Genomic DNA, 23,132 nt, shown 5'->3' on the forward strand with positions numbered 1-23,132 from the left:
TCGCCCCTCACCCGTTCGGCGTACCACCGACACGGGTCGGAACGGGATCGGCGGCGTCCGGAGGGTCCCCGCCGTCCGGTCCGGGGAGCGTGTCGAGCGGTGTGAAACGGACCGGTAGGTGGGCCAGTGCGCGGTGGAAGGGGCCCGGACGCCAGACCAGTGTGCCGGGTTCGACGGCGAGCTCCAGGTCACAGAGCTGGCTGGTGAGCTGTTCGATCGCGGTCGTCGCCATCAGCAGGGCGGGCTGCTTGGCGGGGCAGCGGTGCGGACCCGTCGACCACGCCAGGTGCGCACCGTCGCCGGAGCGCAGCGCGGGGTCCGAGCCGGACGGCGGCGACTGGGTGTTGGCGGCGGCGAAGGAGACCAGCACCAACTGCCCGGCGCGGAGCGGGACGCCGTGGAACTCGGTGTCGTGGCGCGGGAAGTGCGCCCCCATGCTGGCCAGCGGCGGATCGCGCCAGAGCACGTCGTCGACCGCCTCGTGCGCGGTCATCGCGCCGCCGTGCAGCGAGCCGCCGTAACCGGTGTCGCTGAGCATGCGCAGCAGCGCGTTGCCGATCAGATTGGTCGTGGGGTCGTGCCCCGTGCTCATGATGAGCGTGATCTGACGCACGGCCTCGTTGTCGTCGAGACCGGCCGGGTGCGCCAGCAGGTACGAGGTGAGATCACGGCCCGGGTTGCGCCGCCGTGCGGAGACGAGAGCGGTGACGACGCCGACGAGGTCGTCGTAGGCCGCTGTCGCGTCCCCCGCGGAGTCCATCATTCCCGCCGTACCGCGGACCACCCGCTCGGTGTCCTCGGGAGCGACGCCGAAGGAGGCGGTGAAGACGTGCAGGGGCAGCCTGCGGGCGTACTGGGCGATGAGGTCACCGGTGCCGGTGGCCGAGAACCCGGCGACGAGCCGCTGGGCGACCCGGGCGACCTCCGCGCGCAGCAGGTGCGGTTCGATCAGGGCGAGGGTGTCGTTGATGGCGTCGCGGTAACGGGCGTGGACCGCGCCGTCGGTGAAGAGCGCGGTGGGCCGGTAACCGAGCACCGGCAGGACCGGCGAGTCGGCGGGCACGCCCGCCTGCCAGGCACGTGGGTCCTTGGTGAAGGTCTCGGTGTCCCGCAGCAGGTCGACGGCCGCGTGGTAGTCGGTGACCAGCAGCGCGTCGACGTCCGGGGCGACCCGCACCCTGGCCAGCGGCCCCTGGTCGCGCAGCATGCGGTAGTGGCCGTGCGGATCGGCGGCGAAGCCGGCTCCGTACAGCGCGAGGGGCTCGTGGAGAGAAGGGGCGGTGCCCGGTGAAGTGCCGGTCACGGGAGGCGTCATGACGATTCCTGGGGCGCGGGCAGGCAGGTCAGCGCGTGCTCGGCGAGGGCGATCAGGGCGCCGATGCCGCCCCCGCGCTCGCGTGCGTCGCACTGCACCAGCGGCGTGCGGGGATCGAGGTCGAGGTGCTTGCGCAGGACCTCGTCCGGGTGGGCGGGGGCATCGGGGAAGCGGTTCACGGCGACGGCGTACGGGAGGCCCTGCTCCTCCACCATGTCCATCACGGCGAAGGAGTCCTCGAGCCGTCGGGTGTCGACCATGACGAGGGCGCCGAGCGCACCCCGCGCGATGTCCTCCCAGAGGGGGAAGAAACGCTCCTGGCCCGGCGTGCCGAACATGTACAGCACCAGATCGTCCTGGACGGTCAGCCGGCCGAAGTCGACGGCGACCGTGGTCGTGGTCTTCTCCGGCAGCCCGGCGGTGTCGTCGAGTCCCGTACTGGACTGCGTCATCGCCTCTTCCGTGTGGAGGGTCGGGATCTCCGACAGGGTACGGATCAGGGTCGTCTTGCCCACGCCGAAGGGACCCGTGACGACGAGCTTCATCAGGGTCTCGGCGGCGCTCGGCAGATAGCCGATGCCGCCCCGGTCAGTGGAGGGAACGGAGTCCAACGAGCAGCCTCTCGACGAGCGACCGGTCGATCTCACCGGCACTGGGAATCGGTGGTCGAGCGAGCAGATGTCCTGCGGCCACGAGGTCCGTGGCCAGGAAGACGGTGGCACTGACCGGCAGGTCCAGATGGGCAGCGCACTCGACGACGGTGAGGGCTCCCGGCTCGAGGAGCTCGCACAGCCTGCGCTGCTCCGAACCGGCGTGCGCCGGCAGGGCCGAGTCCGTACGGACGAGCACGGCGAGCCGGTCGAGCGCGGGGCCGGTGGGCGTGGAGCGGCCACCGGTGACCAGGTAGGGGGGAATCAGGCGGCGGCCCGGGCCGGGGGTCATGGCCGGGTGGCAGCGTCCGGTTGGCGGGCGGGGGCGCGCATGGCCCTGGTCAGCGCGGTGACCTGCACCTGCATCTGGTAGGCGATGTTCCCCAGATGCGCGTCGGGGGCCGCGAACAGGGCCAGAGTGGTGTTCTTGCCGGCCGGTACGACGACGGCGAAGCCCAGGTCGGACTCCACGACCGTCTGCGCCAGTCGCGGGGACTCGGCCTCGGTGAACGCGGTGGTGAAGGCACGGGCTGCCGCGTGCAGGGTGGCCGTCATCGCGGCGACGCGCTCGGCGGACGCACGGTCCAGGCCGGGCGACGCGCCCTCGACGAGTCCGTCGCCGGTGGCGACCACGGCGTGCTGCACACCGGGCAGTTCCAGCAGCGGGGTCAGCACCCAGGCGAGGTCACCGGCGGTGGGGGTGGTGCTCACGTCTCGTCGTCTCCTTGGTCGTCCGATGGGGATGCTGAGGGTGGCGCCGGGGGCGCGGGGGCGTTCCGGCCGCTGAGGGTGCCCTCCTGAAGGGCGGCCCAGGCCGCTCCGGCCTGCTCGGGTGTACGGAGCACGGGCTCCTCGGCCGGCTGCTGCCGGACCGCCGACGCCTCCGGGGCAGCCGTCCGGCGGGATCTGCGCCGCCGGGTGGGCAGCTCTGCCGGACGCGCGGCTTCCTGGGGGGCGGGCTCGGGCCCTGCGGGTTCTGCGGGCCCTGCGGGCCTTGCGGGTTCAGCGGGTGCAGTGGGTGCAGCGGGGGCGGCCGCCGGGGGCCCGGTGGTCACGGCGCTCCGCTTGGCACCCTCGGCGCGCGCCTGCACCGGCTTGGGCGCGAGCACGGACAGGGTGCGGTCGTCGTCGATCACGGTCAGCAGATGGGCCGGAATGCGAAGCATCGCGCGCATCCCGCCGTACGGCGACGACTCGATGTGGCAGCTGAAGCCGTAGCGCGCGATGAGCCGCCCCACCACCGCGAAGCCGGTCTGCGGCGGGTCCCCCAGCTCGGTGAGCAGCACCTCGGAGGGGCCCGACAGCAGTGCGCGGGCCCGCTTGAGAGCGTCGTCGTCCATGCCGATCCCGGCGTCGTCGACCAGGATCATGGCGCCGCGCCCCGCGGTCTGCTGGACCGTCACCGGCACCTCGGTGTCCGGGTGCGAGTACGCCGTGGCATTGGCCAGCAGCTCGGCGAGCGCGATCGCGAGGGGTTCGGCGGCCCGGGCTGCCAGCGCGAGCCGCTCCTGGCGCAGATGGTTCGCGACCTTGATCCGCTCGTACCCCGGGACCCGGGACTGGGCGCCCAGCACGACCTCGACGAGTGAGGAGTTCTGCCGGGCGAGTCCGGGCCAGGCGTCGCACAGCACGGCCGTGGCCTGGGTGCGGCGCAGCGCCAGTTCGTTACGGAAGTCGAGCTGGAGGATCCGCGGGTCGTCGTACTCGTGCTGGAGCTCGTGCAGCAGGTGCTGCGACTGGTTGAGCAGCGACTGGATCTTGGCGGAGGTGCCGCGCATGGCCGACCGCGCTGCCGCGTCGACGCGTCGGCGTTCCTCCAGGACCGCTGTGCGCGCGGCCTGCACGGCCTCGGTCAGCAGGCGCGCGGCGTCACCCTCGATCCCGGCTGCCTCCCGGAGTCCGGGAACGGGTGCGGAGCGGTGGGAGAGTGCGGTGGCCGCGGCGGGTATCCGGTTCCGGGCCAGCTGGCGGATCTCCTCGGTGAGGGCGAGTGTCCGGGCGTCGGCCGCCCTGGCCTGCCGCTCGGTGAGCTCCGCGCGGGCCGAGGCGGCGTACGCGTCCAGCCCGGCCCGGTGCGTGCGTACTGCCGACCAGACCGCCACCACGACGGCGATGAGGGCCACGATCCATGCCACCACGGCGTCACCGCGTCTCTGTTGTCGGGGAAGGTCGACAGCCCGCGCCGGTGCGGGGCGTCCGGCTGCCGTGCCGACGGGCCGTCACGCCGGCCTCCCGGTACACGCCGCGTCGGTCTCCCGGGCGACGGCTGCCACGTCGGCCATCACCTGGAGGACGCCGGGGAGTTCGGTGCCGTCCAGATGGCGGTACTCGCTCCCGATGGTCACCACGAGCCGCTCGGACAGGCCGAGCTCCGGGTACCGGCCCTCGGCGATCACCCGGCGGGCCGCCTCGACCACGGGCAGGCCCGCCGCGTGGAGGGCGTGCGCACGGTCGCGTACGTACGCCAGGTAGTCCATGTGCCCGCGCACTCCGGCAGGGCCGAGCACCGGCCCGTGCCCCGGCACGATCACCTCGGCGCCGGTGGCCAGGACGCGTTCGCAGGCGTCGATCACGTTGTCCAGGGGTCCCGCCCAGTGCACCGGGTGGTCCCCGGGTCGCTGAGGGGTGGACGAGAAGATGACGTCTCCGCTGAACACCGCCCGCTGGGCGGGCAGATACACGATCAGGTCTCCCCCCGTGTGGGCGGGCGGCAGGGACGACACCTGGACCGTGTGCTCCCCCAGGGTCAGTTCGAGCTCTCCGGTGAAGTAGGTCGTCGGGGACACCGCCTCGGTGGCGGACCAGTCGAAGACGCCGAAGTGACGGCGGAGGTAGGCGCCGAGGGGAGTGGAGGGATCACTTCCGGCCACCAGGGCGTGCTGTTCCTGCGGGGTGGGGTCGTAGTGGATGTGCTCCCGGGCCTCACGGGTCGCGATGATCTCCGCGTCCGGGAGCACCCCGGCGCCCCAGAAGTGGTCGCCGTTGGCGTGGGTGACGATCACGCGGTCGACGCCCACCCCGTCGGGCAGCCGTTTCTCGCTCTCCACCAGGAACTGACCGGCCGTCATCGTGTCGTAGGGAGCGTCGATCCACAGCCCTCCGCGCGGCGACACGAGCAGACCGCAGTTGGCCAGGCCCCAGCCCCGCTCCGGCGGCAGCCAGGCGTACAGACCTCTGCCGAGGTCCACGATGTCCCCCGTGATCGACATGGGCTGATTATGCCGACCACATTCCGGCCGCGTGTTCGAACTCGGCCAACGCGCTGACCGGATGACGTGAAATCGCCTCTCCGGGAAGCCACCCGCCGCCACCCGGCGACCGTCCGGGGGTTGCCCAGGAGCCGCACTCCGGGGGCTTTTCCGCCCGATGTACGGGATGTCGGCCGTGGAGTTCGCGCCACGCGACGGATACCCACACAGCCACGACAGAACCGCATCGAGTCGGCTACCCACCGAGCATGGCTGAAAACCGACCCTGCTCGCATGACGTCGGCGTCAACACTTTGCTTGTTCTTGCTCAATTGACCCATGTAACATGCAGAATCAAACAAGCGGGCGTCGATTTCACACACCCCCGTCCCACCAGGTGCGAGCAGCAGTGGAAGCGGAGTGCGGATATGTCGCATGTCGAGAACGAGACAGCCGGCCAGCCCGAGTGCTGGCGCCGCGCCGCGGAGGTCGCCGTCGACCGGAAGACGGCCCTGCCCGCCGCCGGTGAACGCATCGCCGTCGTCGGCTGCGGAACGTCGTATTACATGGCGCAGGCGTACGCCTCGCTCCGCGAGGATTCCGGGCAGGGCGAGTCGGACGCGTTCGCCGCCTCGGAGTTCCCCTTCGGGCGCTCGTACGACCGGGTCGTCGCGCTGACCCGGTCGGGGACGACCACGGAGGTCCTCGGCCTGCTGACACGGCTGCGGGGCACCACCAGGACCGTCGCCGTCACCGCCGACCCGCGGACCCCGGTGATGGACGCGGCCGACGACGTGGTCGTCCTCGACTTCGCCGACGAACGGTCCGTGGTGCAGACGAGGTTCGCGACCACCGCGCTGACGCTCTTCCGCGCCCGTCTCGGGCTGCACACCGAGGACGTCGTACGGGACGCGGAGACCGCGCTGGCGGAGCCGCTGCCCGAGGGCCTCCTGGAATGCGGCCAGTTCAGCTTTCTGGGGCAGGGGTGGACGGTGGGGATCGCCAACGAGGCAGCGCTCAAGATGAAGGAGGCGTCCCTGTCCTGGACGGAGTCGTATCCGGCGATGGAGTACCGCCACGGCCCCATCAGCATCGCCACGGCGGGGACCGCGACCTGGATGTTCGGCACCGCTCCGGAGGGGCTGCGGGAGCAGGTCGAGGCGACCGGGGCCCGCTGGGTGGAGAGCGGACTGGACCCGCTGGCCGACCTGGTCCGGGTCCAGCGGCTGGCGATCGCCCGCGCGGCGGCCCGTGGCCTCGACCCCGACCTGCCGCGCCATCTGACCCGGTCGGTGGTGCTCGGCACGGCTCCGGGAGCCTGACGTGCCCGTGGGGCACGGGAAGGAGCCCCGCCGGCCGACGGCGGCGCCGCGAGTGCGGTGCCGGCACGCGAGTCCGGCATGGTCCGGGCGAGCGGCACTGAGCACCGGGCCGGTGGCCCGGCCCGGTGACAGGCGTACCCGACGAGGTCAGGCCTCTTCGAAGTAGGCGTCCAGCACCTCGTCGAGCTCCGCGGTCCACCCCTTGAGGTCGCTCCGGGACCCGGCCTCGACCTCGGCGTTGAACCACCGGCGGCTCGACAGATGGACCGTCACGGTGAACCGGCGCCCGAAGCGGCCGGTCTTGACCTCGACCGCGCCGATCTCGGGCCAGTCGAACTCCGCCTCCTGGTCGTCGAGCCGGAAGCGGACACCGTCCGCGTCCACTCTGATGGATCCGCGCCGGTCGCTGACCTCGAAGACGGGGCCGTCCACGGCACCCTCGGTCCCGGCCTCCCGGGCCGTTCCGTCGGCCGGGGCGGCGCCGTCCCCGGCCGCGCCGTCCGAGGCCGCGGCGTCCACGGCGGTGTCGTCGGGGGCGGCCGCGGCATCGTCCACGGCCTCCTCGCCGAGCGCGTCCGCGGCCCCGGTCTCCCGGGTCTCCTCGGCCTTCTCGGCCTTCCGGGGCGCCGTCTCCTCCTTCTCCGCCTCCGCCTCCGTCCGCGCGGGGGCAGGGGCCGTCAGGCCGGGGATGTACGCCGGGTCTGTCCCCGCGGCGAACTCGGGCTTGGTCTTCGAATCTATACGCTGCTCCACGGCGGGCAGTATGGACGACGAACCTGTACGAGACCAGTCACCCGTGCCCCACCGGGCCTGTCGGCGCCGCCTCGGCCGCCGTGACGCGGACGGCGCGGGGCCTTCGGACCGACCGGCGCCGGAAACGGACGACGGGTGGTGCGGGTTCCGCCGAACCCGCACCACCCGTCACTTCTGTCCCCCTGTCACACAGGTCCGTGTGTCAGCGGTCCCGCCTCGGCACGGCTCAGTAGGCCCCGAAGACGTTGTCGATGGAGCCGTACCGGTCCGCGGCGTAGTTGCACGCGGCCGTGATGTTGGCGACCGGGTCGTAGCTGTCCATCGACGTGCCGGGCACGTGGTAGGCCTGGAAGGTCGGGTCGATGACCTGGAGCAGACCCTTGGACGGGACCCCGTTGATGGCGTTGATGTCCCAGTTGTTGATGGCCTGGGGGTCACCCGCGGACTCGCGGATGATGTTGCGGTGGATGCCCTCGTAGCTGCCGGGGATACCGTGCTCGGCCATGACGGCGAGCGACTCCTTGATCCAGCCGTCGAGGTCGTCCGTGTACGAGACCGGCTCGGCGGCCGGAGCGGCCTCTGCGGCGGGTGCGCCCTCTGCGGCGACGGGCGTGCTCGTGCGCTCCGAACGGTCGGCGCGGTCGGCGCTCTCCGCGGCGCGGTCGGACGAGGCCGAGGCCTTGGATTCGGCCTTCTCACCCTTGTCCGCCGACTTGTTCTCGGCCTTGCCGCCGATGGTCAGCTTCAGACCGGGGTGAATCAGGTCCGGGTTTCCGCCGACAACCTTCTCGTTGTCCTCGTACAGGGCCTTCCAGCCGCCGCCCACGGAATGCTCGCGGGCGATCTTTGCAAGGGTGTCACCCAAGATCACGGAATAGGTGGCGGACTCGGACTTCTGCGCGGCAATTCCCTTGCCGGACGCGGCAGTCGACGTCGCAGCCTTTTCCACGGCGACCGGCTGGGCCGGGGCCGCGAAGGCGCCGGTCGCACCGATCACGGGGAGGGCCAGGGCGGCTCCGCCCGTGCTCACGGCGATGATGCCGCGGGTGAACGAACTGGTCCTGAAACGACGGTGCTTACCGTTTTCGGGCATGCTGAATTCCTCTCCGTCGCCTGCGAAGTCAGCTGTCGGGTTCGGGCTGGAGATGCCCGGCCGCACACGAATGCGACTTCACCCCGAGCCGCTCCGGAAACCGGATCGGCGCTTACTTGGGTCCCCCGCTCCTGCCGTACGAGAAGTGGTCGGGTAACCGGACGGCGGCAGGATTCGGCGTTCCGCCCGGAGTGATGGTGACCGTAGGCGAGAAATAGGGAAAGGAACAAGCCTGGCACGGTGATCACAATTCATTCGCAAGATCAATTCTCGGGAATTCATGTAATCCACCCCACATCCCGTCGGCCATTTCTCTTGGCGCAGAAGGGAACCGACTGCCACGCCCCCGCGTCCGGGGCCCCGGAGGTGACGCTGGTCACGGAGTCCGATTCGGGCGATTTGCGCCCGCGCGAAGGCCCCAGGTCGCACGAAATGGCCTTTTATGGATTACAGGATTAATTACAAAAAACTATTTCAAATCGGGCATAGGGCTCACAGCTGGGACCCAGACGCATACCGGGGGCGCCCGCGTGGAACCGATCCGCCTATGACTGAAAGCCCTCTCGCCTCGGCACCCCGGATCACCGTCCTGCCCGTCCAGCCCGGGGATCCCCCCTTCCGGATCGTGGAGATCGACGGAGAGGTGATCGGAAGCGCGACGGCGATGACGGACGTGCTGATCGCCGCGGCGGCGGCCGGCATTCCCGTCCACGACCTCGACGACCCGGCCGTCATCCGGTGGGTGGGCGGGGGCAAGCTCACCTGGAAGCCGCGCTGAGACATATGGTGCAGCGCATGCAGACCTACACCATCGGGCAGGCGGCACGTCTTCTCGGCGTGAGCCCGGACACCGCCCGCCGCTGGGCGGACGCCGGCCGCGTCGCGACGCATCGCGACGAGGGCGGGCGCCGCCTCATCGAGGGCCGCGATCTGGCCGCGTTCTCGATCGAGGTCGGACAGGCCACCCCCGGCGAGGAGGAGGTGCCCTACACCTCGGCGCGCAACGCCTTCCCCGGCATCGTCACGGCGGTGAAGCTGGGCGACGTGGCGGCCCAGGTCGAGATCCAGGCCGGCCCGCACCGCCTCGTCTCGCTGCTGACCCGGGAAGCAGTGGAGGAACTGGGACTCGAGGTCGGCATGCAGGCCACGGCCCGAGTGAAGTCGACCAGCGTGCACATCGACCGCACCTGACGCGGCATCCGCCGCCGGGTGGCGGCCGTCCCCGCCGACGGTGCGACAGCGTGGAGGCGCGCGCGCCGGGAGTCGGTCAGTCCATCAGCCCTGCGGCGAGGGTCGCCCCCAGCTCCCAGCACGCCTCCGTGTCGGCCTTGCCCGGCTCGCCGGTGACGGTCACGGCGTCGGCCGTGCGACGCCATCCGAGGCCCGTGGTGATCGTCTCGATGCCCCGTACGGCGCCGGTGACGTCGTTGCCGCCGTGCACGTAGTAGCCGAAGGGCCGGCCCTTCGTCGCGTCCAGGCACGGGTAGTAGACCTGGTCGAAGAAGTGTTTCAGGGCCCCTGACATGTACCCGAGGTTCGCCGGGGTACCGAGCAGGTAGCCGTCGGCCGCGAGCACATCGGAGGCCGTGGCGGAGAGCGCCGCCCGTCGCACGACCCGGACCCCTTCGATGTCCTCCGTCGTCGCGCCGGAGACCACCGCCTCGAACAGCGCCTGACAGTTGGGCGAGGGCGTGTGATGCACGATCAGCAGAGTGGCCACGCTCCCGAACCTACCCGCACACCGCCGCCCGCGCCCCTGTCGAGGGGCGCGGGCGGCGGGGCGTGGCTCCTTCTCAGCCGGCGGGGCGGAAGCCGCGCAGCCGGAGGCTGTTGCCGACGACGAAGACCGACGAGAACGCCATGGCAGCACCGGCGATCATGGGGTTGAGCAGGCCGGCGGCGGCGAGCGGGAGGGCCGCCACGTTGTAGGCGAAGGCCCAGAACAGGTTCGAGCGGATGGTGCCCAGCGTCCGGCGGGAGAGCCGGATGGCGTCGGCGGCCACCCGCAGGTCCCCGCGTACGAGAGTCAGGTCGCCGGCCTCGATGGCGGCGTCCGTGCCCGTCCCCATGGACAGGCCCAGGTCGGCCTGGGCGAGCGCGGCCGCGTCGTTGACCCCGTCGCCGACCATGGCGACGCTGCGTCCTTCCGCCTGGAGCCTCTTGACGACCTCGACCTTGTCCTGCGGCATCACCTCGGCGATGACCTCGTCGATGCCGACCTCGGCGGCGACGGATGCGGCGACCGCCTTGTTGTCGCCGGTCAGCAGGACGGGGGTCAGCCCGAGGCCGCGCAGCCGCCGGACCGCTTCGGCGCTGGTCTCCTTGACGGCGTCGGCGACCTCCAGGACCGCACGCGCCTCGCCGTCCCAGGCCACCGCGATCACGGTCCGCCCGTCCTGCTCGGCCAGGTCCTTGGCCTTCCTGAGCTCTTCGGGAAGCTCGATGGACCAGTCGGCCAGCAGCCTCTCCCGGCCGACGAGGACCGCGTGGCCCTCGACGACGCCCTGCACACCGAGGCCGGGGACGTTCGCGAAGTCCTCGGGCGTGGGCAGCGTGCCCACGGTCCCGGCGGCGCCCTCGGCGACCGCCCGGGCGATCGGGTGTTCGGAGGAGTGCTCCAGTGCGCCTCCGAGGCGCAGCACCTCGGTCTCGTCCGTGGAGGCGGCCGCGTGGACCTTCAGCAGCGTCATGCGGCCCGTGGTGACGGTGCCCGTCTTGTCGAGGAGGATCGTGTCGGCCCTGCGGGTGTTCTCCAGGACCTCCGGTCCCTTGATCAGGATGCCGAGCTGGGCCCCACGGCCGGTGCCGACGAGCAGGGCGGTGGGCGTGGCCAGGCCCAGTGCGCAGGGGCAGGCGATGATCAGTACGGAGACGGCCGCCGTGAAGGCCGCGGTGAGTCCGGCGCCCGAGCCGAGCCAGAAGCCGAGCGTGGCGAGCGCCAGCCCGATGACGACGGGCACGAAGACCGCGGAGATCCTGTCGGCCAGGCGCTGGGCGGAGGCCTTGCCGCTCTGGGCCTCTTCCACGAGCGTGGCCATCCGGGCCAGCTGGGTGTCGGCGCCGACCCTGGTGGCCTCGACGACCAGGCGGCCGCCGGCGTTGAGCGTCGCGCCGGTGACGGAGTCACCGACGGAGACCTCGACGGGCACCGACTCGCCGGTGAGCATCGAGACGTCGACGGCGGAGGCCCCCTCGACGACGGTCCCGTCCGTGGCGATCTTCTCGCCGGGGCGGACCAGGAAGCGGTCCCCCACGTGCAGACCGGCCGTGGGCAGGGTGATCTCGCGGCCCTCGCGCAGCACGGTGACTTCCCTGGCGCCCAACTCCATGAGCGCCTTGAGAGCGGCGCCCGCCTTGCGCTTCGAGCGCGCCTCGAAATACCGGCCGGCAAGGATGAAGGCCGTGACACCGGCGGCGGCCTCCAGGTAGATGTTCCCCGCTCCGTCGCCGCGGCTGATCGTGAATTCGAATGGATGCGTCATGCCCGGCATCCCGGCGGTTCCGAAGAAGAGCGCCCACAGTGACCAGAGGAACGCCGCCGACGTACCGACCGAGATCAGGGTGTCCATGGTGGCCGCACCGTGCCGGGCGTTGGTCCAGGCCGCGCGGTGGAAGGGCCAGGCCGCGTAGGTGACGACCGGGGCGGCCAGCGTGAGGGAGAGCCACTGCCAGTACTCGAACTGGAGGGCCGGGATCATGGCCATCGCGATGACCGGCGCGGCGAGCAGCACCGCGGTGACGAGCCGCTGGCGCAAGGACCGCAGTTCGCCGTCGGCGCGCTCGTCCTCGCCCCGGCCGGCGGCGGGCTCGCCGGAGTCGCCGGGCTCGGGGAGGGGCGGGACCGGGCGCTGGGCGGTGTAGCCGGTGGCCTCGACCATGGCGATCAGGTCGTCGACCGAGATGTCCTCGGCGAAGGCGACTCTGGCCTTCTCCGTGGCGTAGTTGACCGTGGCCTCGACCCCCTCCATACGGTTGAGCTTCTTCTCGATCCGCGCCGCGCACGAGGCACAGGTCATGCCGCCGATGGCGAGCTCGACCCTGTCGGCGCCGGGAGTGGCTGTAGTCATTTACTGCTCCTCGTCCGAACGGTGTCCACTATACCCCTCATGGGTATCCCCACCTCGGCCAGGTATACCCCCCACCCGTATACTTGGCAAGTCTCCGGAGCGCCACATCCACATACCCCCCTCGGGTATATGGTGTGAGACGTCGGACCGTTGCGAGCCCTCCGCACAGAAGGCACCAGGAGCAGTCATGAATCCCGTCGTGAAGATCACCGCGTTCACCGCCGCACTCGCCGCTTCGTTCGGCGCCGCATACGGCATCGGAGCCGTCACGGCCCCCGGGGCCGGCACCGCCCGGGCCTCCGCCCCCACGGAGAGCGCGGCGCCGCACGCCGAGGGCAGTCGCAACGGATCTCCGGCCGGGGGCCTCCAGATCTCCGAGGGCGGTTACACGCTCGACCTCAGGAGCCCACGCGTGGAGGCGGACCGGCGCGGCGAACTGCGCTTCGCCGTTCTCGACCGGTCAGGCAGGCCGGTCACCGACTTCCAGCGTGAGCACGACAAGGAGATGCATCTGATCCTCGCCTCCCGCGACCTGGCGACCTACCGCCACCTGCACCCCACGCTGGCGGCCGACGGCACGTGGAGCACCCCGGTGGAGCTGCCCGCGGCCGGCGACTACCGGGTCTTCGCCGATTTCACGCCCGCCGGCAGGAACGCCTCGGACCTGACCCTGGGCGCGGATCTGGCCGTGTCCGGGCCCTACAAGGCGGCGGAGCTCCCGAAGCCCGCCCTGACGGCCGAGGTCGACGGGTACACGGTCTCCCTGAACGGCACCCTGCGCCCCGGCGTGCCGGAGCACCTCGCCTTCACGGTGCAGAAGGGCGGCCGGCCCGTCACCGATCTGCAGCCCCACCTGGGGGCGTACGGACATCTCGTCGCCCTGCGCGCCGGTGACCTCGCCTATCTCCACGTGCACCCGGACGGGGAGCCCGGCGACGGTTCCACGGAGCCCGGGCCGGACGTCTCGTTCACCGCGACGGCACCCGGCTCCGCCACCTACCGGCTGTTCCTGGACTTCAAGCACGACGACACCGTCCGGACGGCGGCCTTCACCGTCCGGTCCGGTGCGGCGGCGGACACCCCCCGTCCGGCGACGCCTTCGGACGGGCACGAGGACGGGGGCCACGGCCACTGACGTACGGCGGCCGGCGGTGCGCTCCCCGGTCCCGCTCAGAGCTCCAGGTCCCCCAGCCACGCGTCCTGCCCGTCGGCCAGAGGGTGCCGCAGTGGAAGGGCCTCGAACCGGCAGGCGAAGGTGAGGCCGGCGTCAGCGCCGTCGCCCCGGACCCGGTGGACCCATGCGTCGGGGGTGTCCTCCGGTGCCCGCAGCAGGAAGAAGGTGGTCCGGCGCGGCTGCCGCGTCTGCGGGTGCGGCCTCTCGTCGACGGCTGTCGGCCGGACCACGGCGGCGGTCAGCAGGCCGGTCTCCTCGGCGACCTCCCGCAGGACGGCGCGGGGCAGCGCCTCACCCGGCTCGACTCCCCCGGCGGGGATCTGGGTCCCGGCCTCGGCCATGCCGACGTGATCGAACACCAGCAGCTCCGCGCACTCGCGACGACGGATCACATACGCGGCGACACGGATTCTCGGCCTGTCCATCCCCGGCCCCTTCCTCTCGGTTCCCGGTGAGTCCCGCTACAGCGACGTGAGCCGGGCCAGGGTCTGCTCCAGCTCCTCGCGGAGCGTACGGCCCGCCGCGTCGCCGTCCCCCCGTGCGACGGCGTCCACCAGCGAGGCGTGGCCCTCGTCGCCGTGGTTCGGATCCCCTGAGCGCAGTTCCAGCAGTGCGAGCATGTCGATCAGCCCCTGGCGCAGCGTGGGGACGAATTCGGTGAACAGCGCCGAGAGGACGGGGTTGTGTGCCGCCGCGACCACGGCCGCGTGCAGGGCGATGTCCGCGTCGACGAACGCGGCGTCGCCCGCGCCGGCGGAGGCGCGACGTCCGGCCAGGGCGGCGGTGAGGGCCGCGACGTCGTCGTCCGTCCTGCGTCGCCCGGCCAGCCGCGCGGCCTCGACCTCGATACCGATACGGACCTCGTAGACGTCCGTGACGGCCGCCCGGCGCAGCCGCGTGGCCCAGTCCTCCTCGGGCTCGGCCGCGATGACGAAGACGCCCGCCCCCTGTCTCGCCCGCACCAGCCCCGCCCCCGCGAGTGCGCGCAGCGCCTCACGGACCGTGGAACGCCCGACTCCCAGGGAGGCCGCCAGGCTCGTCTCACCGGGGAGTTTCGTCCCCACCGGCCAGGCACCCGTGCTGATCTGCTCGCGCAGATGTTCAGCGGCCTGCTCGACCAGGGGCGAAGGTCTCAGGGGTCCCAACGGCATGTGAGGTCACTTCCCGGTTTACACCTCAGGTTGTCTGAGGAGTTGCTTCCGGCTACTGTACCCGGCATGCCGCTGAACGAGCTCCTTCTCCTCGTCCGCCGCTGCGGGGCCTGACACGACCGACCGGCCCCCCGCAGCGGGTGTCGGGCTGTGCCGGTCATCTCATGGCCGACCGAAAGCAGTGCTCCCGCGATGACTTCTTCCTCCGGTACTCCGTCCCCCTCGGGGACCACGGCCTTCCCCACCCTGCGCACGCCGTCCGGTGACCTCCCGGCGGCCGCGCCGGCCTGGAATCCCCAGCGCCCGAGCGCCATGCCCCACCACCGCTACCGTCCCGCCCACGACCGGGTGGCGCTGCCCCTGACCGACCGCACCTGGCCCTCGCGCCGGCTCCGGCACGCTCCCCTGTGGGTCCCCGTCGACCTGCGGGACGGCAATCAGGCGCTGGCCGAGCCCATGGACACCGAGCGCAAGCGCCGCCTCTTCGATCTCCTGGTCACCATGGGCTTCAAGGAGATCGAGGTCGGCTACCCGTCCGCCAGCCGGACCGACTTCGACTTCGTACGCCACCTCGCGCGGAGCGGTGCGGTGCCCGACGACGTGACGGTCTCCGTGTTCACCCCGGCCCGCAAGGACCTGATCGACCGGACCGTCGACTCCGTCGAAGGGCTCCCCCGCACTCTGATCCACCTCTACACCGCCACCGCGCCCGTGTGGCGGGACGTCGTCCTGGGCCGGTCCCGCGCCGAGGTCCAGGCGCTGATCAGGGACGCCGCCACGCACCTGATGCGCCGGGTGGAGGAGCGGCGGGGCGGGGACGTCCGGTTCGAGTTCTCCCCCGAGGTCTTCAACCTCACCGAGCCGGACTTCGTCCTGGAGATCTGCGACGGCCTCACCGAGCTGTGGGAGGCGAGCCCGGACCGGCCGGTGATCCACAACCTGCCGGCCACGGTGGAGATCGCCACGCCGAACGTCTACGCCGACCAGATCGAGTACATGCACCGTCATCTGGCACGCCGCGACTCCGTGATCCTCTCCGTGCACCCGCACAACGACCGGGGCACCGGCGTCGCCTGCGCCGAACTCGCCGTGCTGGCAGGCGCGCAGCGGGTGGAGGGCTGCCTGTTCGGCAACGGCGAGCGCACCGGGAACGTCGACCTGGTGACCCTGGCGCTCAATCTCCACGCGCAGGGCGTCGACCCGATGATCGACTTCTCCGACATCGACGCGGTCCGTGACGTGGTGGAGCACTGCAACCGGCTCCCGGTCCACCCCAGGCACCCCTACGGCGGTGAACTCGTGCACACGGCGTTCTCCGGCACCCACCAGGACGCCATCTCCAAGGGCATGGCCCGCCACGCCAAGCGGGCGGCCGAGTCCGGGGTGAGCGCCGGGGAGGCACCCTGGGAGGTGCCGTACCTGCCCATCGACCCGGGGGACATCGGCCGTACGTACGAGGAGGTCATCCGCATCAACTCCCAGTCCGGGAAGGGAGGAATCGCGCATCTGCTCCGCACCCGCCACGGGCTCGACCTGCCGCAGGCGATGCGCCCGGACTTCTCGCGTACGGTTCAGCACGTCACGGACAGCACCGGGCGCGAGCTCTCCCACAAGGAGCTGTGGGACCTCTTCCGCGCCACCTACATCGCCCCCGCGCAGGACGGTCCGCTCACACTGGAGTCCTGGACCACCTCGGAGACCGGGCCCGGTGAGCACGAGTTCGTCTGCGAGCTGCGGGCCGACGGCCTGACCCGCTCCTGCCGGGGCACCGGCAACGGCCCGCTCTCCGCCCTGACGGACGCCCTGCGCCCGGCCGGTGTCACGGTCGACGTCCTGGGCTACGCCGAGCACTCCACCACCACCGGGCCGGGCAGCCCCGCCGTCGCCTACGCCGAGTGCCGCGTGGACGGGGTCACCCGCTGGGGATCCGGCTGGGACACCTCGGTCCTCGCCGCTTCCGTCCACGCCGTCATGGCCGCCGTCAACCGCACCGGAGCACAGACCCGATGAACGACACGCCCCCCGTCCTCCGCGTCCACGAGGTGGACCTCGTACGCGACGGGAACCACATCCTCAGCGAGGTGTCGCTGACCGTACGGGCCGGCGAGCACTGGGCCCTGCTCGGCGCGAACGGCGCCGGCAAGAGCACGCTCCTCAGTCTCCTCGGAGCCCTCGCGCACCCCTCCCGGGGCACGGTCGAGGTGCTCGGACACGAGCTGGGGCGCGTCGACCTGCGCCAGTTGCGCACGTACGTCGGCCACGTGGACCCGCGTCACGCGCTGCGCTCACCGCTGAAGGTCAGGGACGTCGTCCTGACGGGCCTGACCAACAGCATCGAGCCGGTGCCCCGTTGGCGGCCGACAGCGGAACAACTGGCTCTGGCCGACAGCCTCGCCGGTCTGCTCGGGCTCGCCGGACGGCGCGAGGCGAGGTGGCCGACCCTGTCCCAGGGCGAACGGGGGCGCGCCCTGATCGCCCGGGCGCTCATGCCGCGGCCCCGGCTGCTGCTCCTGGACGAACCGGCGACGGGGCTGGACCTCGCGGGCCGTGAGCAGCTGATCGAACGGATCGACACCCTTCAGCAGAGCTCACCGGAGCTCGCGTCGGTCCTGGTCACGCACCACCTGGAGGAGCTTCCTCCCGGCACGACCCATGTGATGCTGCTGCGTGACGGGCGGTGCCTGGCTTCAGGCCCCGTCGACGAGGTACTGACCAGCGATCAGATCAGCAAGTGCTTCGACCATCCGGTCCGTCTCACCCGTTTCGAGGGCCGGTGGAGCGTGCGGACGAGCCGGCCGACGCCACGGCGTACCTGACGAAGCGCCGCACGGCCGGCGTCGTACGCTCCCGCGGCCAGACCAGCCGCACGGGTACGGCAGGCCCGTCCTCCAGGAGGATCCCGACGGTTCCCTCGGGCGCACCGGTGCCGTCCGCCGGCGGGGAGGCGAGCGCGACGGCCTGCCCGAGCCGGACCACCGCCAGCATCTGCAGGCCGTCGCTCACCTGCGGCCCCGGTGTGCCCGGCAGCCCGTCAGGCCAGAGGACCGGGTCGTCGAGCTGGGCGCCCGGGCCCACCCAGCCGAGCAGCGGTTCACCCGCGAGGTCGGCGACCGTCAGGGTCTCCCGGTCCGCCAGCCGGTGCCGGTTCCCCATCAGCACGCTGAGGCGCTCGTGGCGGAGCACCACACTGTCCAGTCCGGGGCCGGGCAGGGCGGCGCGCAGGAGCGCGACGTCCGCCTGCCCCGACCGCAGCCGGCCGAGCTGGTCGTCGATCGTGCCGACGGTCATACGGGCCGGGTCCCGCGGACCGGTCCCGTTGTACGCCCGGATCATGCCGTCCAGCAGAGCCGCGTCGCAGCCGGGCCCGGTCACCGTCACCGAGGTCCGCTGCTCCGCCGCCCGGCGTACCCGCGAGGTGACGTTCCCCGCCTGGGCCAGCAGTGACCTGCCCTCTTCGAGCATGGCGTGACCGGCGGCCGTGGGTGTGACGCCCTTCGGGGTGCGCAGCAGCAGGGTGGTGCCGACGGTCCTCTCGAGGGCCAGGATCGCGCGGGAGAGTGCGGGCTGCGTCATCGACAGCCGCTCAGCGGCGCGGGTGAAGTTGCCCTCCTCCGCCACAGCGACGAAGTAGTGGACCTGCCGGATCTCCACATCACCCATGCGCACATCCTCCCACCTGAGGCCATGCCGCGGCCGCATGGGGCCATGCCGGACCGGAACTTCCATGACCGGCGCGGAGCCTGTCTGCTGGAGGCACGGACGGGGCCCACCCGCCCCGCGGACGACACGGCGAAACAGGAGCAGGGACATGACTGAGCACACCCCGAAGGCAGTGGTGACGGCCGGCACCGGAGGCATAGGCCTGGAGACCGCCGTCGGGCTGGCACGGCGAGGATGGGACGTCACCCTCGTCGCCCGCGACCCGGCCCGGGGAGAGGCGGCGGTGGCCCGTGTCGACGAGGCCGCCGGGCGCGGCGCGGGACGTTTCGTCCGCGCGGACCTGTCGTCACTCGCCGGGACCCGGCGGCTCGGGGAGCGCCTCGCCGGCGAAGGTGCCCTGGACCTCCTGGTGAACAACGTGGGCGGCATGTGGACCGAGCGGTGGGAGAGCCCCGAGGGCATCGAGGCGAGCATCGCCCTGAACCACCTTTCGCCCTACGTCCTCACCGAGACGCTTCTCGACGCGCTGGCCGCCGCTGCCCCGAGCCGCATCGTGAACGTCACGTCGAGCGCGATCGCCGCGGCCCAGACCGTGTTCGAGGACGCCGAACCAGCGGGCCCCCACTACGGTCTGGCCACCACGGGGCGGGCCAAGCTGGCCCATCTCGCACACTCCGTGGAGCTGGCCGGGCGTCTGGAGTCCAGAGGTGTCGCGGTGTTCGCGGCGGACCCCGGGGCGGCCGCGACCGACAACGCCGCGCTCATGACCATCGACATCCTGCCGCCGGCGCTGCGTCCTCACTGGGAGCAGATCCTGAAGGGCGTCTCGGCTCCGGTCACCTCGGCCGCGAGGGGCCCGCTGGCCGCCGCCACCGATCCTGCCCTGGAAGGGCGGACCGGCCTGGTCGTAGGGCCCGACGGCACCGTGGACGACACGCTCCTGGCGTTCGTCACACCGGAGCTCACCGAGGCCGTGCGCAGGTGGACGGCGCAGCTCCTGGCGACGGCGGCACGCGCCTCCTGACGGGGCGGTCCGCCCTACCGCACCAGGCAGGGCCGCTTGGCGTCGAAGGTCCAGCCGGGCACGAGGTACCGCATGGCCTCGGCGTCGTCCCGCGCCCCCAGCGCCTGCTCGCGGTAGAGCTCGTGGGCCGCCAGGAGGCGGTCCATGTCGAGTTCGACCCCCAGGCCGGGGGCGTCCGGGACGGCGATCTCGCCACCGGCGATGCGCGGCGGTTCGACGGTGAGCCGTTCCAGTCCCTCCTGCCAGATCCAGTGTGTGTCGAGGGCGTTGTACTCGCCGGGGGCGGCGGCGCCGCAGTGCGTGATCATGGCGAGCGAGATGTCGAAGTGGTTGTTGGAGTGGCAGCCCCAGGTGAGGCCCATCGCGTTGCACAACTGCGCCACCCGCACGGACCCCTGCATGGTCCAGAAGTGCGGGTCGGCCAGCGGGATGGAGACCGACTGGAGGGCCAGGGCGTGGGTCAGCTGCCGCCAGTCGGTGGCGATCATGTTCGTCGCGGTCGGAAGGCCCGTGGCGCGGCGGAACTCGGCGAGGACCTCGCGCCCCGAGTAGCCGTCCTCCGCCCCGCAGGGGTCCTCGGCGTAGGCGAGCGTGCCCACCAGCGGGGTGCACAGCTCGACCGCCTCGCGCAGCGACCAGGCACCGTTCGGGTCCAGGGTGATCCGCGCCTCGGGGAAGCGGTCCTTGAGCGCGCGTACGGCCCGGACCTCCTCCGCGCCGGCCAGGACCCCGCCCTTGAGCTTGAAGTCACGGAAGCCGTACAGGCCGTGGGCGGCCTCGGCCTGGCGGACGATCGCCCCGGGCGTGAGTGCCTCCTCGTGCCGGACGCGGTACCAGTCGACGTCGGAGCCGGGTTCGCGGACGTAGTCCAGGTCGGTGCGGTCCGGGTCGCCGACGTAGAAGAGGTAGCCCAGCACGCGTACGGAGTCCCGCTGCAGGCCGTCGCCCAACAGCGCCGCGACCGGTACGTCGAGGTGCTGGCCCAGCAGGTCGAGAAGGGCCGATTCGACGGCCGTGACGGCGTGCACCGTGGTCCGCAGGTCGAAGGTCTGCGCGCCCCGTCCGCCCGCGTCGCGGTCCGCGAACCGGCTCCCGATCTCGCGCAGGACGCGCTTGTAGTCGCCCACCTTCGCGCCGACGACCAGCCGTTCGGCGTCCCGCAGGGTGCGGGTGATCCTCTCGCCCCCGGGCACCTCGCCCAGCCCCGTACGGCCTTCGGAGTCCTTGAGGACGACGACGTTGCGGGTGAAGAAGGGGCCGTGGGCGCCGGAGAGGTTCAGCTCCATGCAGTCGCGGCCCGCGACGGGATAGACGGCGAAGTGGGTGACGGTCGGCTGGTTCATGCTGGTCCGTTTCCTTGGGTACGGGAGGGGGCTGGGGGCGGGGCGTTCAGAGGCCGATGACGTCGAGGGCCCACTCGGCTGCCAGGACGCCACCGAGACCCAGGACCGCGAGCACCGTCGTGTAGCCGGTGCGGACCTTGATGGCCTGGATGACCGAGAGGTTGAAGTACTCCTTGAACAGCCAGAATCCGGGGTCGTTGACGTGGGAGAAGGCGATCGATCCGCACGAGACGGCGAGCACCATCATCTCCGGGTGGACGCCACTGCCCGCGAGTAGCGGCAGCACGACGCCGGAGGCGGTGACCACGGCGACCGTGGCGGAGCCGAGCGCGATGCGGAGGATGGCGGCGATGAGCCAGGCGAGGATGATCGGTGAGACGGCCCAGTGCTCGGTGATGTCCTTGATGTAGTCGGATATCCCGCCTTCGACGAGGACGTTCTTGAAGGCACCTCCCGCGCCGATGACCAGGAGGATCATCGCCATGGCCTGGGCCGCCGAGGCACAGGAGGCGCTGACGTCGGCCAGGCTGCGGCCGATGCGCGGGCCGAACGCCCAGGCCGCCAGGAGGAGGGCCAGCAGCAGTGCGACCGGTGCCGAGCCGATGAAGGCGACCCCGTGCAGGAAGGCGCTTTCGCCGGAGGTGAGCATGTCGGTGACGGCGGCGCCGGCGATCAGGACCACCGGGAAGAGGGCCACGAAGAGCGACCAGCCCATGCCGGGCATCTCCTGGTCGGTGAACTCGCGCTCACTGACCAGGCCCTTGGGTATGGAGGGGTTCATCGCCCTGACGAACGGCAGCCGCGGCCACAGGAGCGCGATGAGCGCACCGGCCGGCACGGCGATGAAGAGACCGTAGAAGAGGGTGTGGCCCACGGAGGCGTGGAAGGTCGCGGCGACGGCGGTCGGGCCGGGGTGCGGCGGCAGGAAGCTGTGCATGGTGGACAGGGCGATCGACATCGGAAGGCCCACCCAGAGCAGGTTCACCCCGGTGACCCTGACCAGCGTGAACGCGATGGGCACGATGATGATGAAGGCGACCTCGTAGAACATGGTCACGCCGATGAGCATGGACGTGACCACCATGGCCACCTGGACACCGCGCGGCCCGAAGGCGTCGAGCAGCTTGCCCGCGATCCGCTGGGCGGCGCCCGAGTCGCCCATGACCCGGCCGACCATGGCGCCCAGGCCGATCGTGAGCATGGTGTCGCCGATCTGGTCCCCGATGCCGGCCGAGAGGACGTCCGGGATCTCGACCGCCGGAATGCCCTGGACCAGCGCGACGCCGACCGCCACGAGCAGGAGTGCGGCGAAGCCGTTGAGCTTCATGCGGGTCATCAGGAGCAGCAGCACCAGAACGCTGATCCCGACCACGAGGAGCGGCATGTCAGTTCCCCTTTGAACTGTCGGACTGTCGGGCTGTGGAACCCCGGCCCGCGGAGGCTCCTCGTCGGCGCCGCCGACGTGGGGCACGCCTTCGGTGACCGCGTGGGCTCATCCCTGTATGCAGATGACGTACATGTATGAGAACGGAGGTTAGGCGTGTGAACGCGACGCGGTCAATGGGTCCGACCACGCGGATTTAGGATGTGGACATGCCGGAGAACAACGGGGTACGTGGGGTGAAGTCGGCGTCCCGCACCGTCGCGCTGCTCGAACTCCTCGCCGCCCGGGGCGACCGGCCGGCCCGCCTGGACGAACTCGCCGGGGAACTGGGCGTACCGCGCAGCAGCATGTACCAGCTGCTGCGGACCCTCGTCGACTGCGGATGGGTGCGCACCGACACCACCGGCTCGCTCTACGGCATCGGCATCCGCGCCCTGCACACGGGGACGAGCTATCTGGACAGCGACCCGCACGTGCGCGCGGCCCGCCCCTATCTGGCCGAGGCCTCGGACGCGCTCGGCGAGACCATCCATCTGGCCCGGCTCGACGGCACCAACGTCGTCTATCTCGCGACGCGCGAGTCCCACGAGTACCCGCGCACCATCAGCCGGGTCGGCCGCCGGATCCCGGCCCATGCGGGAGCGCTCGGCAAGGCCCTGCTCGCCGAGCGCCCCGACCACCGCCTGCCGCTGCCCGACGGCCCGCTGACGGCCCGTACGGAGAACACCCACACCGAGCGCTCCACCCTGGTCGCCGACCTCGCCGGGGTGCGCGAGCGCGGCTACTCCATCGACCGCGAGGAGACGGTGAAGGGCATCGCGGGCTTCGGTTTCGCCCTCCGGTACGACTCCCCGGCCATCGACGCCATCAGCTGCTCGGTGCCGGTGGCGCGGCTCAGCGAGGAGCACGAGACCCGGGTCGTGGCGGTCATGCGGGAGATCCGGACGAAGATCGAGAGCGTCCCGTCCCCCGCGTCCGGCGCCCCCGACTGGCGCTGACCGGCGCCGT

At 71.8% G+C, this 23,132-nt stretch carries 23 protein-coding genes and 1 riboswitch; of the genes, 8 read left to right on the forward strand and 15 right to left on the reverse strand.

All coding sequences use genetic code 11. The features are described 5' to 3' along the window. Positions 1 to 7: 7 nt before the first annotated feature. The 6 genes from ACZ32T_RS29800 to ACZ32T_RS29825 form a co-directional block, all read right to left on the reverse strand. Positions 8 to 1,315 carry a cytochrome P450 family protein gene (locus ACZ32T_RS29800; protein ID WP_467370056.1) on the reverse strand — a complete coding sequence of 436 codons (1,308 nt, stop codon included), beginning with the start codon at positions 1,313 to 1,315 and terminating at the stop codon, positions 8 to 10. Further along, positions 1,312 to 1,926 (reverse strand): GTP-binding protein, encoded by a 615-nt coding sequence (locus ACZ32T_RS29805; protein WP_467370058.1) that lies wholly within the window; start codon positions 1,924 to 1,926, stop codon positions 1,312 to 1,314. The genes ACZ32T_RS29800 and ACZ32T_RS29805 overlap by 4 nt, the downstream gene beginning before the upstream one ends. Next, positions 1,904 to 2,257, reverse strand: a complete 354-nt coding sequence (locus tag ACZ32T_RS29810; protein WP_467267918.1) for a DUF742 domain-containing protein — start codon at positions 2,255 to 2,257, stop codon at positions 1,904 to 1,906. Before ACZ32T_RS29810 ends, ACZ32T_RS29805 begins: the two co-directional genes overlap by 23 nt. Further along, positions 2,254 to 2,676, reverse strand: coding sequence for a roadblock/LC7 domain-containing protein (locus ACZ32T_RS29815; protein ID WP_467267920.1), 423 nt, complete (start codon positions 2,674 to 2,676; stop codon positions 2,254 to 2,256). Before ACZ32T_RS29815 ends, ACZ32T_RS29810 begins: the two co-directional genes overlap by 4 nt. Beyond that, positions 2,673 to 4,103, reverse strand: a complete 1,431-nt coding sequence (locus ACZ32T_RS29820; protein ID WP_467370060.1) for an ATP-binding protein — start codon at positions 4,101 to 4,103, stop codon at positions 2,673 to 2,675. The genes ACZ32T_RS29815 and ACZ32T_RS29820 overlap by 4 nt, the downstream gene beginning before the upstream one ends. 81 nt (positions 4,104 to 4,184) lie before the next feature. Further along, on the reverse strand, positions 4,185 to 5,174 hold the full coding sequence (locus tag ACZ32T_RS29825) for an MBL fold metallo-hydrolase (RefSeq protein WP_467267923.1): 990 nt from the start codon (positions 5,172 to 5,174) through the stop codon (positions 4,185 to 4,187). A 407-nt stretch (positions 5,175 to 5,581) separates the two neighbouring features. Here ACZ32T_RS29825 and ACZ32T_RS29830 point away from each other — a divergent pair, with 407 nt between their 5' ends. After that, positions 5,582 to 6,475 (forward strand): SIS domain-containing protein, encoded by an 894-nt coding sequence (locus ACZ32T_RS29830; RefSeq protein ID WP_467370064.1) that lies wholly within the window; start codon positions 5,582 to 5,584, stop codon positions 6,473 to 6,475. A gap of 147 nt (positions 6,476 to 6,622) precedes the next feature. Here the strand turns inward: ACZ32T_RS29830 and ACZ32T_RS29835 are convergent, their stop codons facing one another. Next, positions 6,623 to 7,228: a hypothetical protein gene (locus ACZ32T_RS29835; protein WP_467370066.1), complete on the reverse strand. Its 606-nt coding sequence runs from the start codon at positions 7,226 to 7,228 to the stop codon at positions 6,623 to 6,625. A gap of 226 nt (positions 7,229 to 7,454) precedes the next feature. Further along, positions 7,455 to 8,321: a transglycosylase SLT domain-containing protein gene (locus ACZ32T_RS29840; protein WP_467267929.1), complete on the reverse strand. Its 867-nt coding sequence runs from the start codon at positions 8,319 to 8,321 to the stop codon at positions 7,455 to 7,457. A gap of 2 nt (positions 8,322 to 8,323) precedes the next feature. After that, positions 8,324 to 8,508, reverse strand: a riboswitch (cyclic di-AMP (ydaO/yuaA leader). 360 nt (positions 8,509 to 8,868) lie between these two features. Between ACZ32T_RS29840 and ACZ32T_RS29845 the strand changes: the two genes are divergently transcribed. Together ACZ32T_RS29845 and ACZ32T_RS29850 are read left to right on the forward strand one after the other, a co-directional pair. After that, positions 8,869 to 9,099: a hypothetical protein gene (locus ACZ32T_RS29845; protein ID WP_362931166.1), complete on the forward strand. Its 231-nt coding sequence runs from the start codon at positions 8,869 to 8,871 to the stop codon at positions 9,097 to 9,099. 17 nt (positions 9,100 to 9,116) lie between these two features. Next, entirely contained in the window at positions 9,117 to 9,512 is a 396-nt protein-coding gene (locus ACZ32T_RS29850; RefSeq protein WP_467267932.1) for a TOBE domain-containing protein, read from the forward strand. Positions 9,513 to 9,588: 76 nt separating this feature from the next. Here ACZ32T_RS29850 and ACZ32T_RS29855 read toward each other — a convergent pair whose 3' ends face one another. Both ACZ32T_RS29855 and ACZ32T_RS29860 read right to left on the reverse strand, forming a co-directional pair. After that, complete coding sequence (locus ACZ32T_RS29855) at positions 9,589 to 10,041, reverse strand: flavodoxin family protein (protein WP_356710459.1); 453 nt, start codon at positions 10,039 to 10,041, stop codon at positions 9,589 to 9,591. A gap of 73 nt (positions 10,042 to 10,114) precedes the next feature. After that, positions 10,115 to 12,388: a heavy metal translocating P-type ATPase gene (locus ACZ32T_RS29860; RefSeq protein WP_467370069.1), complete on the reverse strand. Its 2,274-nt coding sequence runs from the start codon at positions 12,386 to 12,388 to the stop codon at positions 10,115 to 10,117. 187 nt (positions 12,389 to 12,575) lie between these two features. Here ACZ32T_RS29860 and ACZ32T_RS29865 point away from each other — a divergent pair, with 187 nt between their 5' ends. Continuing rightward, positions 12,576 to 13,523: a hypothetical protein gene (locus tag ACZ32T_RS29865; RefSeq protein WP_467370071.1), complete on the forward strand. Its 948-nt coding sequence runs from the start codon at positions 12,576 to 12,578 to the stop codon at positions 13,521 to 13,523. A gap of 35 nt (positions 13,524 to 13,558) precedes the next feature. On the opposite strand, the gene ACZ32T_RS29870 is transcribed toward ACZ32T_RS29865, so the two are convergent. Beyond that, entirely contained in the window at positions 13,559 to 13,987 is a 429-nt protein-coding gene (locus ACZ32T_RS29870) for an NUDIX hydrolase (protein WP_467267938.1), read from the reverse strand. A gap of 36 nt (positions 13,988 to 14,023) precedes the next feature. Next, positions 14,024 to 14,713: a FadR/GntR family transcriptional regulator gene (locus ACZ32T_RS29875; RefSeq protein ID WP_467267940.1), complete on the reverse strand. Its 690-nt coding sequence runs from the start codon at positions 14,711 to 14,713 to the stop codon at positions 14,024 to 14,026. 192 nt (positions 14,714 to 14,905) lie between these two features. On the opposite strand from ACZ32T_RS29875, the gene leuA reads away from it, so the two are divergent. Both leuA and ACZ32T_RS29885 read left to right on the forward strand, forming a co-directional pair. Beyond that, positions 14,906 to 16,723 carry a 2-isopropylmalate synthase gene (gene leuA, locus ACZ32T_RS29880; protein ID WP_467370074.1) on the forward strand — a complete coding sequence of 606 codons (1,818 nt, stop codon included), beginning with the start codon at positions 14,906 to 14,908 and terminating at the stop codon, positions 16,721 to 16,723. Further along, complete coding sequence (locus ACZ32T_RS29885) at positions 16,720 to 17,529, forward strand: ABC transporter ATP-binding protein (protein ID WP_467370077.1); 810 nt, start codon at positions 16,720 to 16,722, stop codon at positions 17,527 to 17,529. The genes leuA and ACZ32T_RS29885 overlap by 4 nt, the downstream gene beginning before the upstream one ends. On the opposite strand, the gene ACZ32T_RS29890 is transcribed toward ACZ32T_RS29885, so the two are convergent. Beyond that, a complete protein-coding gene (locus ACZ32T_RS29890) occupies positions 17,468 to 18,373 on the reverse strand; it encodes a LysR family transcriptional regulator (RefSeq protein ID WP_467267945.1) in 906 nt (301 codons plus the stop codon). The genes ACZ32T_RS29885 and ACZ32T_RS29890 overlap by 62 nt on opposite strands. A 148-nt stretch (positions 18,374 to 18,521) precedes the next feature. Between ACZ32T_RS29890 and ACZ32T_RS29895 the strand changes: the two genes are divergently transcribed. After that, complete coding sequence (locus ACZ32T_RS29895) at positions 18,522 to 19,397, forward strand: SDR family NAD(P)-dependent oxidoreductase (RefSeq protein WP_467267946.1); 876 nt, start codon at positions 18,522 to 18,524, stop codon at positions 19,395 to 19,397. Between the two features lie 14 nt (positions 19,398 to 19,411). Here the strand turns inward: ACZ32T_RS29895 and ACZ32T_RS29900 are convergent, their stop codons facing one another. Continuing rightward, on the reverse strand, positions 19,412 to 20,740 hold the full coding sequence (locus ACZ32T_RS29900) for an enolase C-terminal domain-like protein (RefSeq protein WP_467267947.1): 1,329 nt from the start codon (positions 20,738 to 20,740) through the stop codon (positions 19,412 to 19,414). A 46-nt stretch (positions 20,741 to 20,786) separates the two neighbouring features. Further along, complete coding sequence (locus ACZ32T_RS29905) at positions 20,787 to 22,124, reverse strand: gluconate:H+ symporter (protein ID WP_467370079.1); 1,338 nt, start codon at positions 22,122 to 22,124, stop codon at positions 20,787 to 20,789. 209 nt (positions 22,125 to 22,333) lie between these two features. Here ACZ32T_RS29905 and ACZ32T_RS29910 point away from each other — a divergent pair, with 209 nt between their 5' ends. After that, positions 22,334 to 23,122 carry an IclR family transcriptional regulator gene (locus ACZ32T_RS29910; protein WP_467267950.1) on the forward strand — a complete coding sequence of 263 codons (789 nt, stop codon included), beginning with the start codon at positions 22,334 to 22,336 and terminating at the stop codon, positions 23,120 to 23,122. Positions 23,123 to 23,132: the final 10 nt, after the last annotated feature.

It is taken from the genome of Streptomyces sp. NPDC023573, assembly GCF_055559735.1.

Coding starts and splice junctions, on each gene's coding strand:
- ACZ32T_RS29800 (WP_467370056.1), bottom strand. CDS start 1,315: ATGACGCCTCCCGTGACCGGCACTTCACCGGGCACCGCCCCTTCTCTC.
- ACZ32T_RS29810 (WP_467267918.1), bottom strand. CDS start 2,257: ATGACCCCCGGCCCGGGCCGCCGCCTGATTCCCCCCTACCTGGTCACC.
- ACZ32T_RS29825 (WP_467267923.1), bottom strand. CDS start 5,174: ATGTCGATCACGGGGGACATCGTGGACCTCGGCAGAGGTCTGTACGCC.
- ACZ32T_RS29830 (WP_467370064.1), top strand. CDS start 5,582: ATGTCGCATGTCGAGAACGAGACAGCCGGCCAGCCCGAGTGCTGGCGC.
- ACZ32T_RS29840 (WP_467267929.1), bottom strand. CDS start 8,321: ATGCCCGAAAACGGTAAGCACCGTCGTTTCAGGACCAGTTCGTTCACC.
- ACZ32T_RS29845 (WP_362931166.1), top strand. CDS start 8,869: ATGACTGAAAGCCCTCTCGCCTCGGCACCCCGGATCACCGTCCTGCCC.
- ACZ32T_RS29850 (WP_467267932.1), top strand. CDS start 9,117: ATGCAGACCTACACCATCGGGCAGGCGGCACGTCTTCTCGGCGTGAGC.
- ACZ32T_RS29860 (WP_467370069.1), bottom strand. CDS start 12,388: ATGACTACAGCCACTCCCGGCGCCGACAGGGTCGAGCTCGCCATCGGC.
- ACZ32T_RS29865 (WP_467370071.1), top strand. CDS start 12,576: ATGAATCCCGTCGTGAAGATCACCGCGTTCACCGCCGCACTCGCCGCT.
- ACZ32T_RS29870 (WP_467267938.1), bottom strand. CDS start 13,987: ATGGACAGGCCGAGAATCCGTGTCGCCGCGTATGTGATCCGTCGTCGC.
- ACZ32T_RS29875 (WP_467267940.1), bottom strand. CDS start 14,713: ATGCCGTTGGGACCCCTGAGACCTTCGCCCCTGGTCGAGCAGGCCGCT.
- leuA (WP_467370074.1), top strand. CDS start 14,906: ATGACTTCTTCCTCCGGTACTCCGTCCCCCTCGGGGACCACGGCCTTC.
- ACZ32T_RS29885 (WP_467370077.1), top strand. CDS start 16,720: ATGAACGACACGCCCCCCGTCCTCCGCGTCCACGAGGTGGACCTCGTA.
- ACZ32T_RS29890 (WP_467267945.1), bottom strand. CDS start 18,373: ATGGGTGATGTGGAGATCCGGCAGGTCCACTACTTCGTCGCTGTGGCG.
- ACZ32T_RS29895 (WP_467267946.1), top strand. CDS start 18,522: ATGACTGAGCACACCCCGAAGGCAGTGGTGACGGCCGGCACCGGAGGC.
- ACZ32T_RS29900 (WP_467267947.1), bottom strand. CDS start 20,740: ATGAACCAGCCGACCGTCACCCACTTCGCCGTCTATCCCGTCGCGGGC.
- ACZ32T_RS29905 (WP_467370079.1), bottom strand. CDS start 22,124: ATGCCGCTCCTCGTGGTCGGGATCAGCGTTCTGGTGCTGCTGCTCCTG.
- ACZ32T_RS29910 (WP_467267950.1), top strand. CDS start 22,334: ATGCCGGAGAACAACGGGGTACGTGGGGTGAAGTCGGCGTCCCGCACC.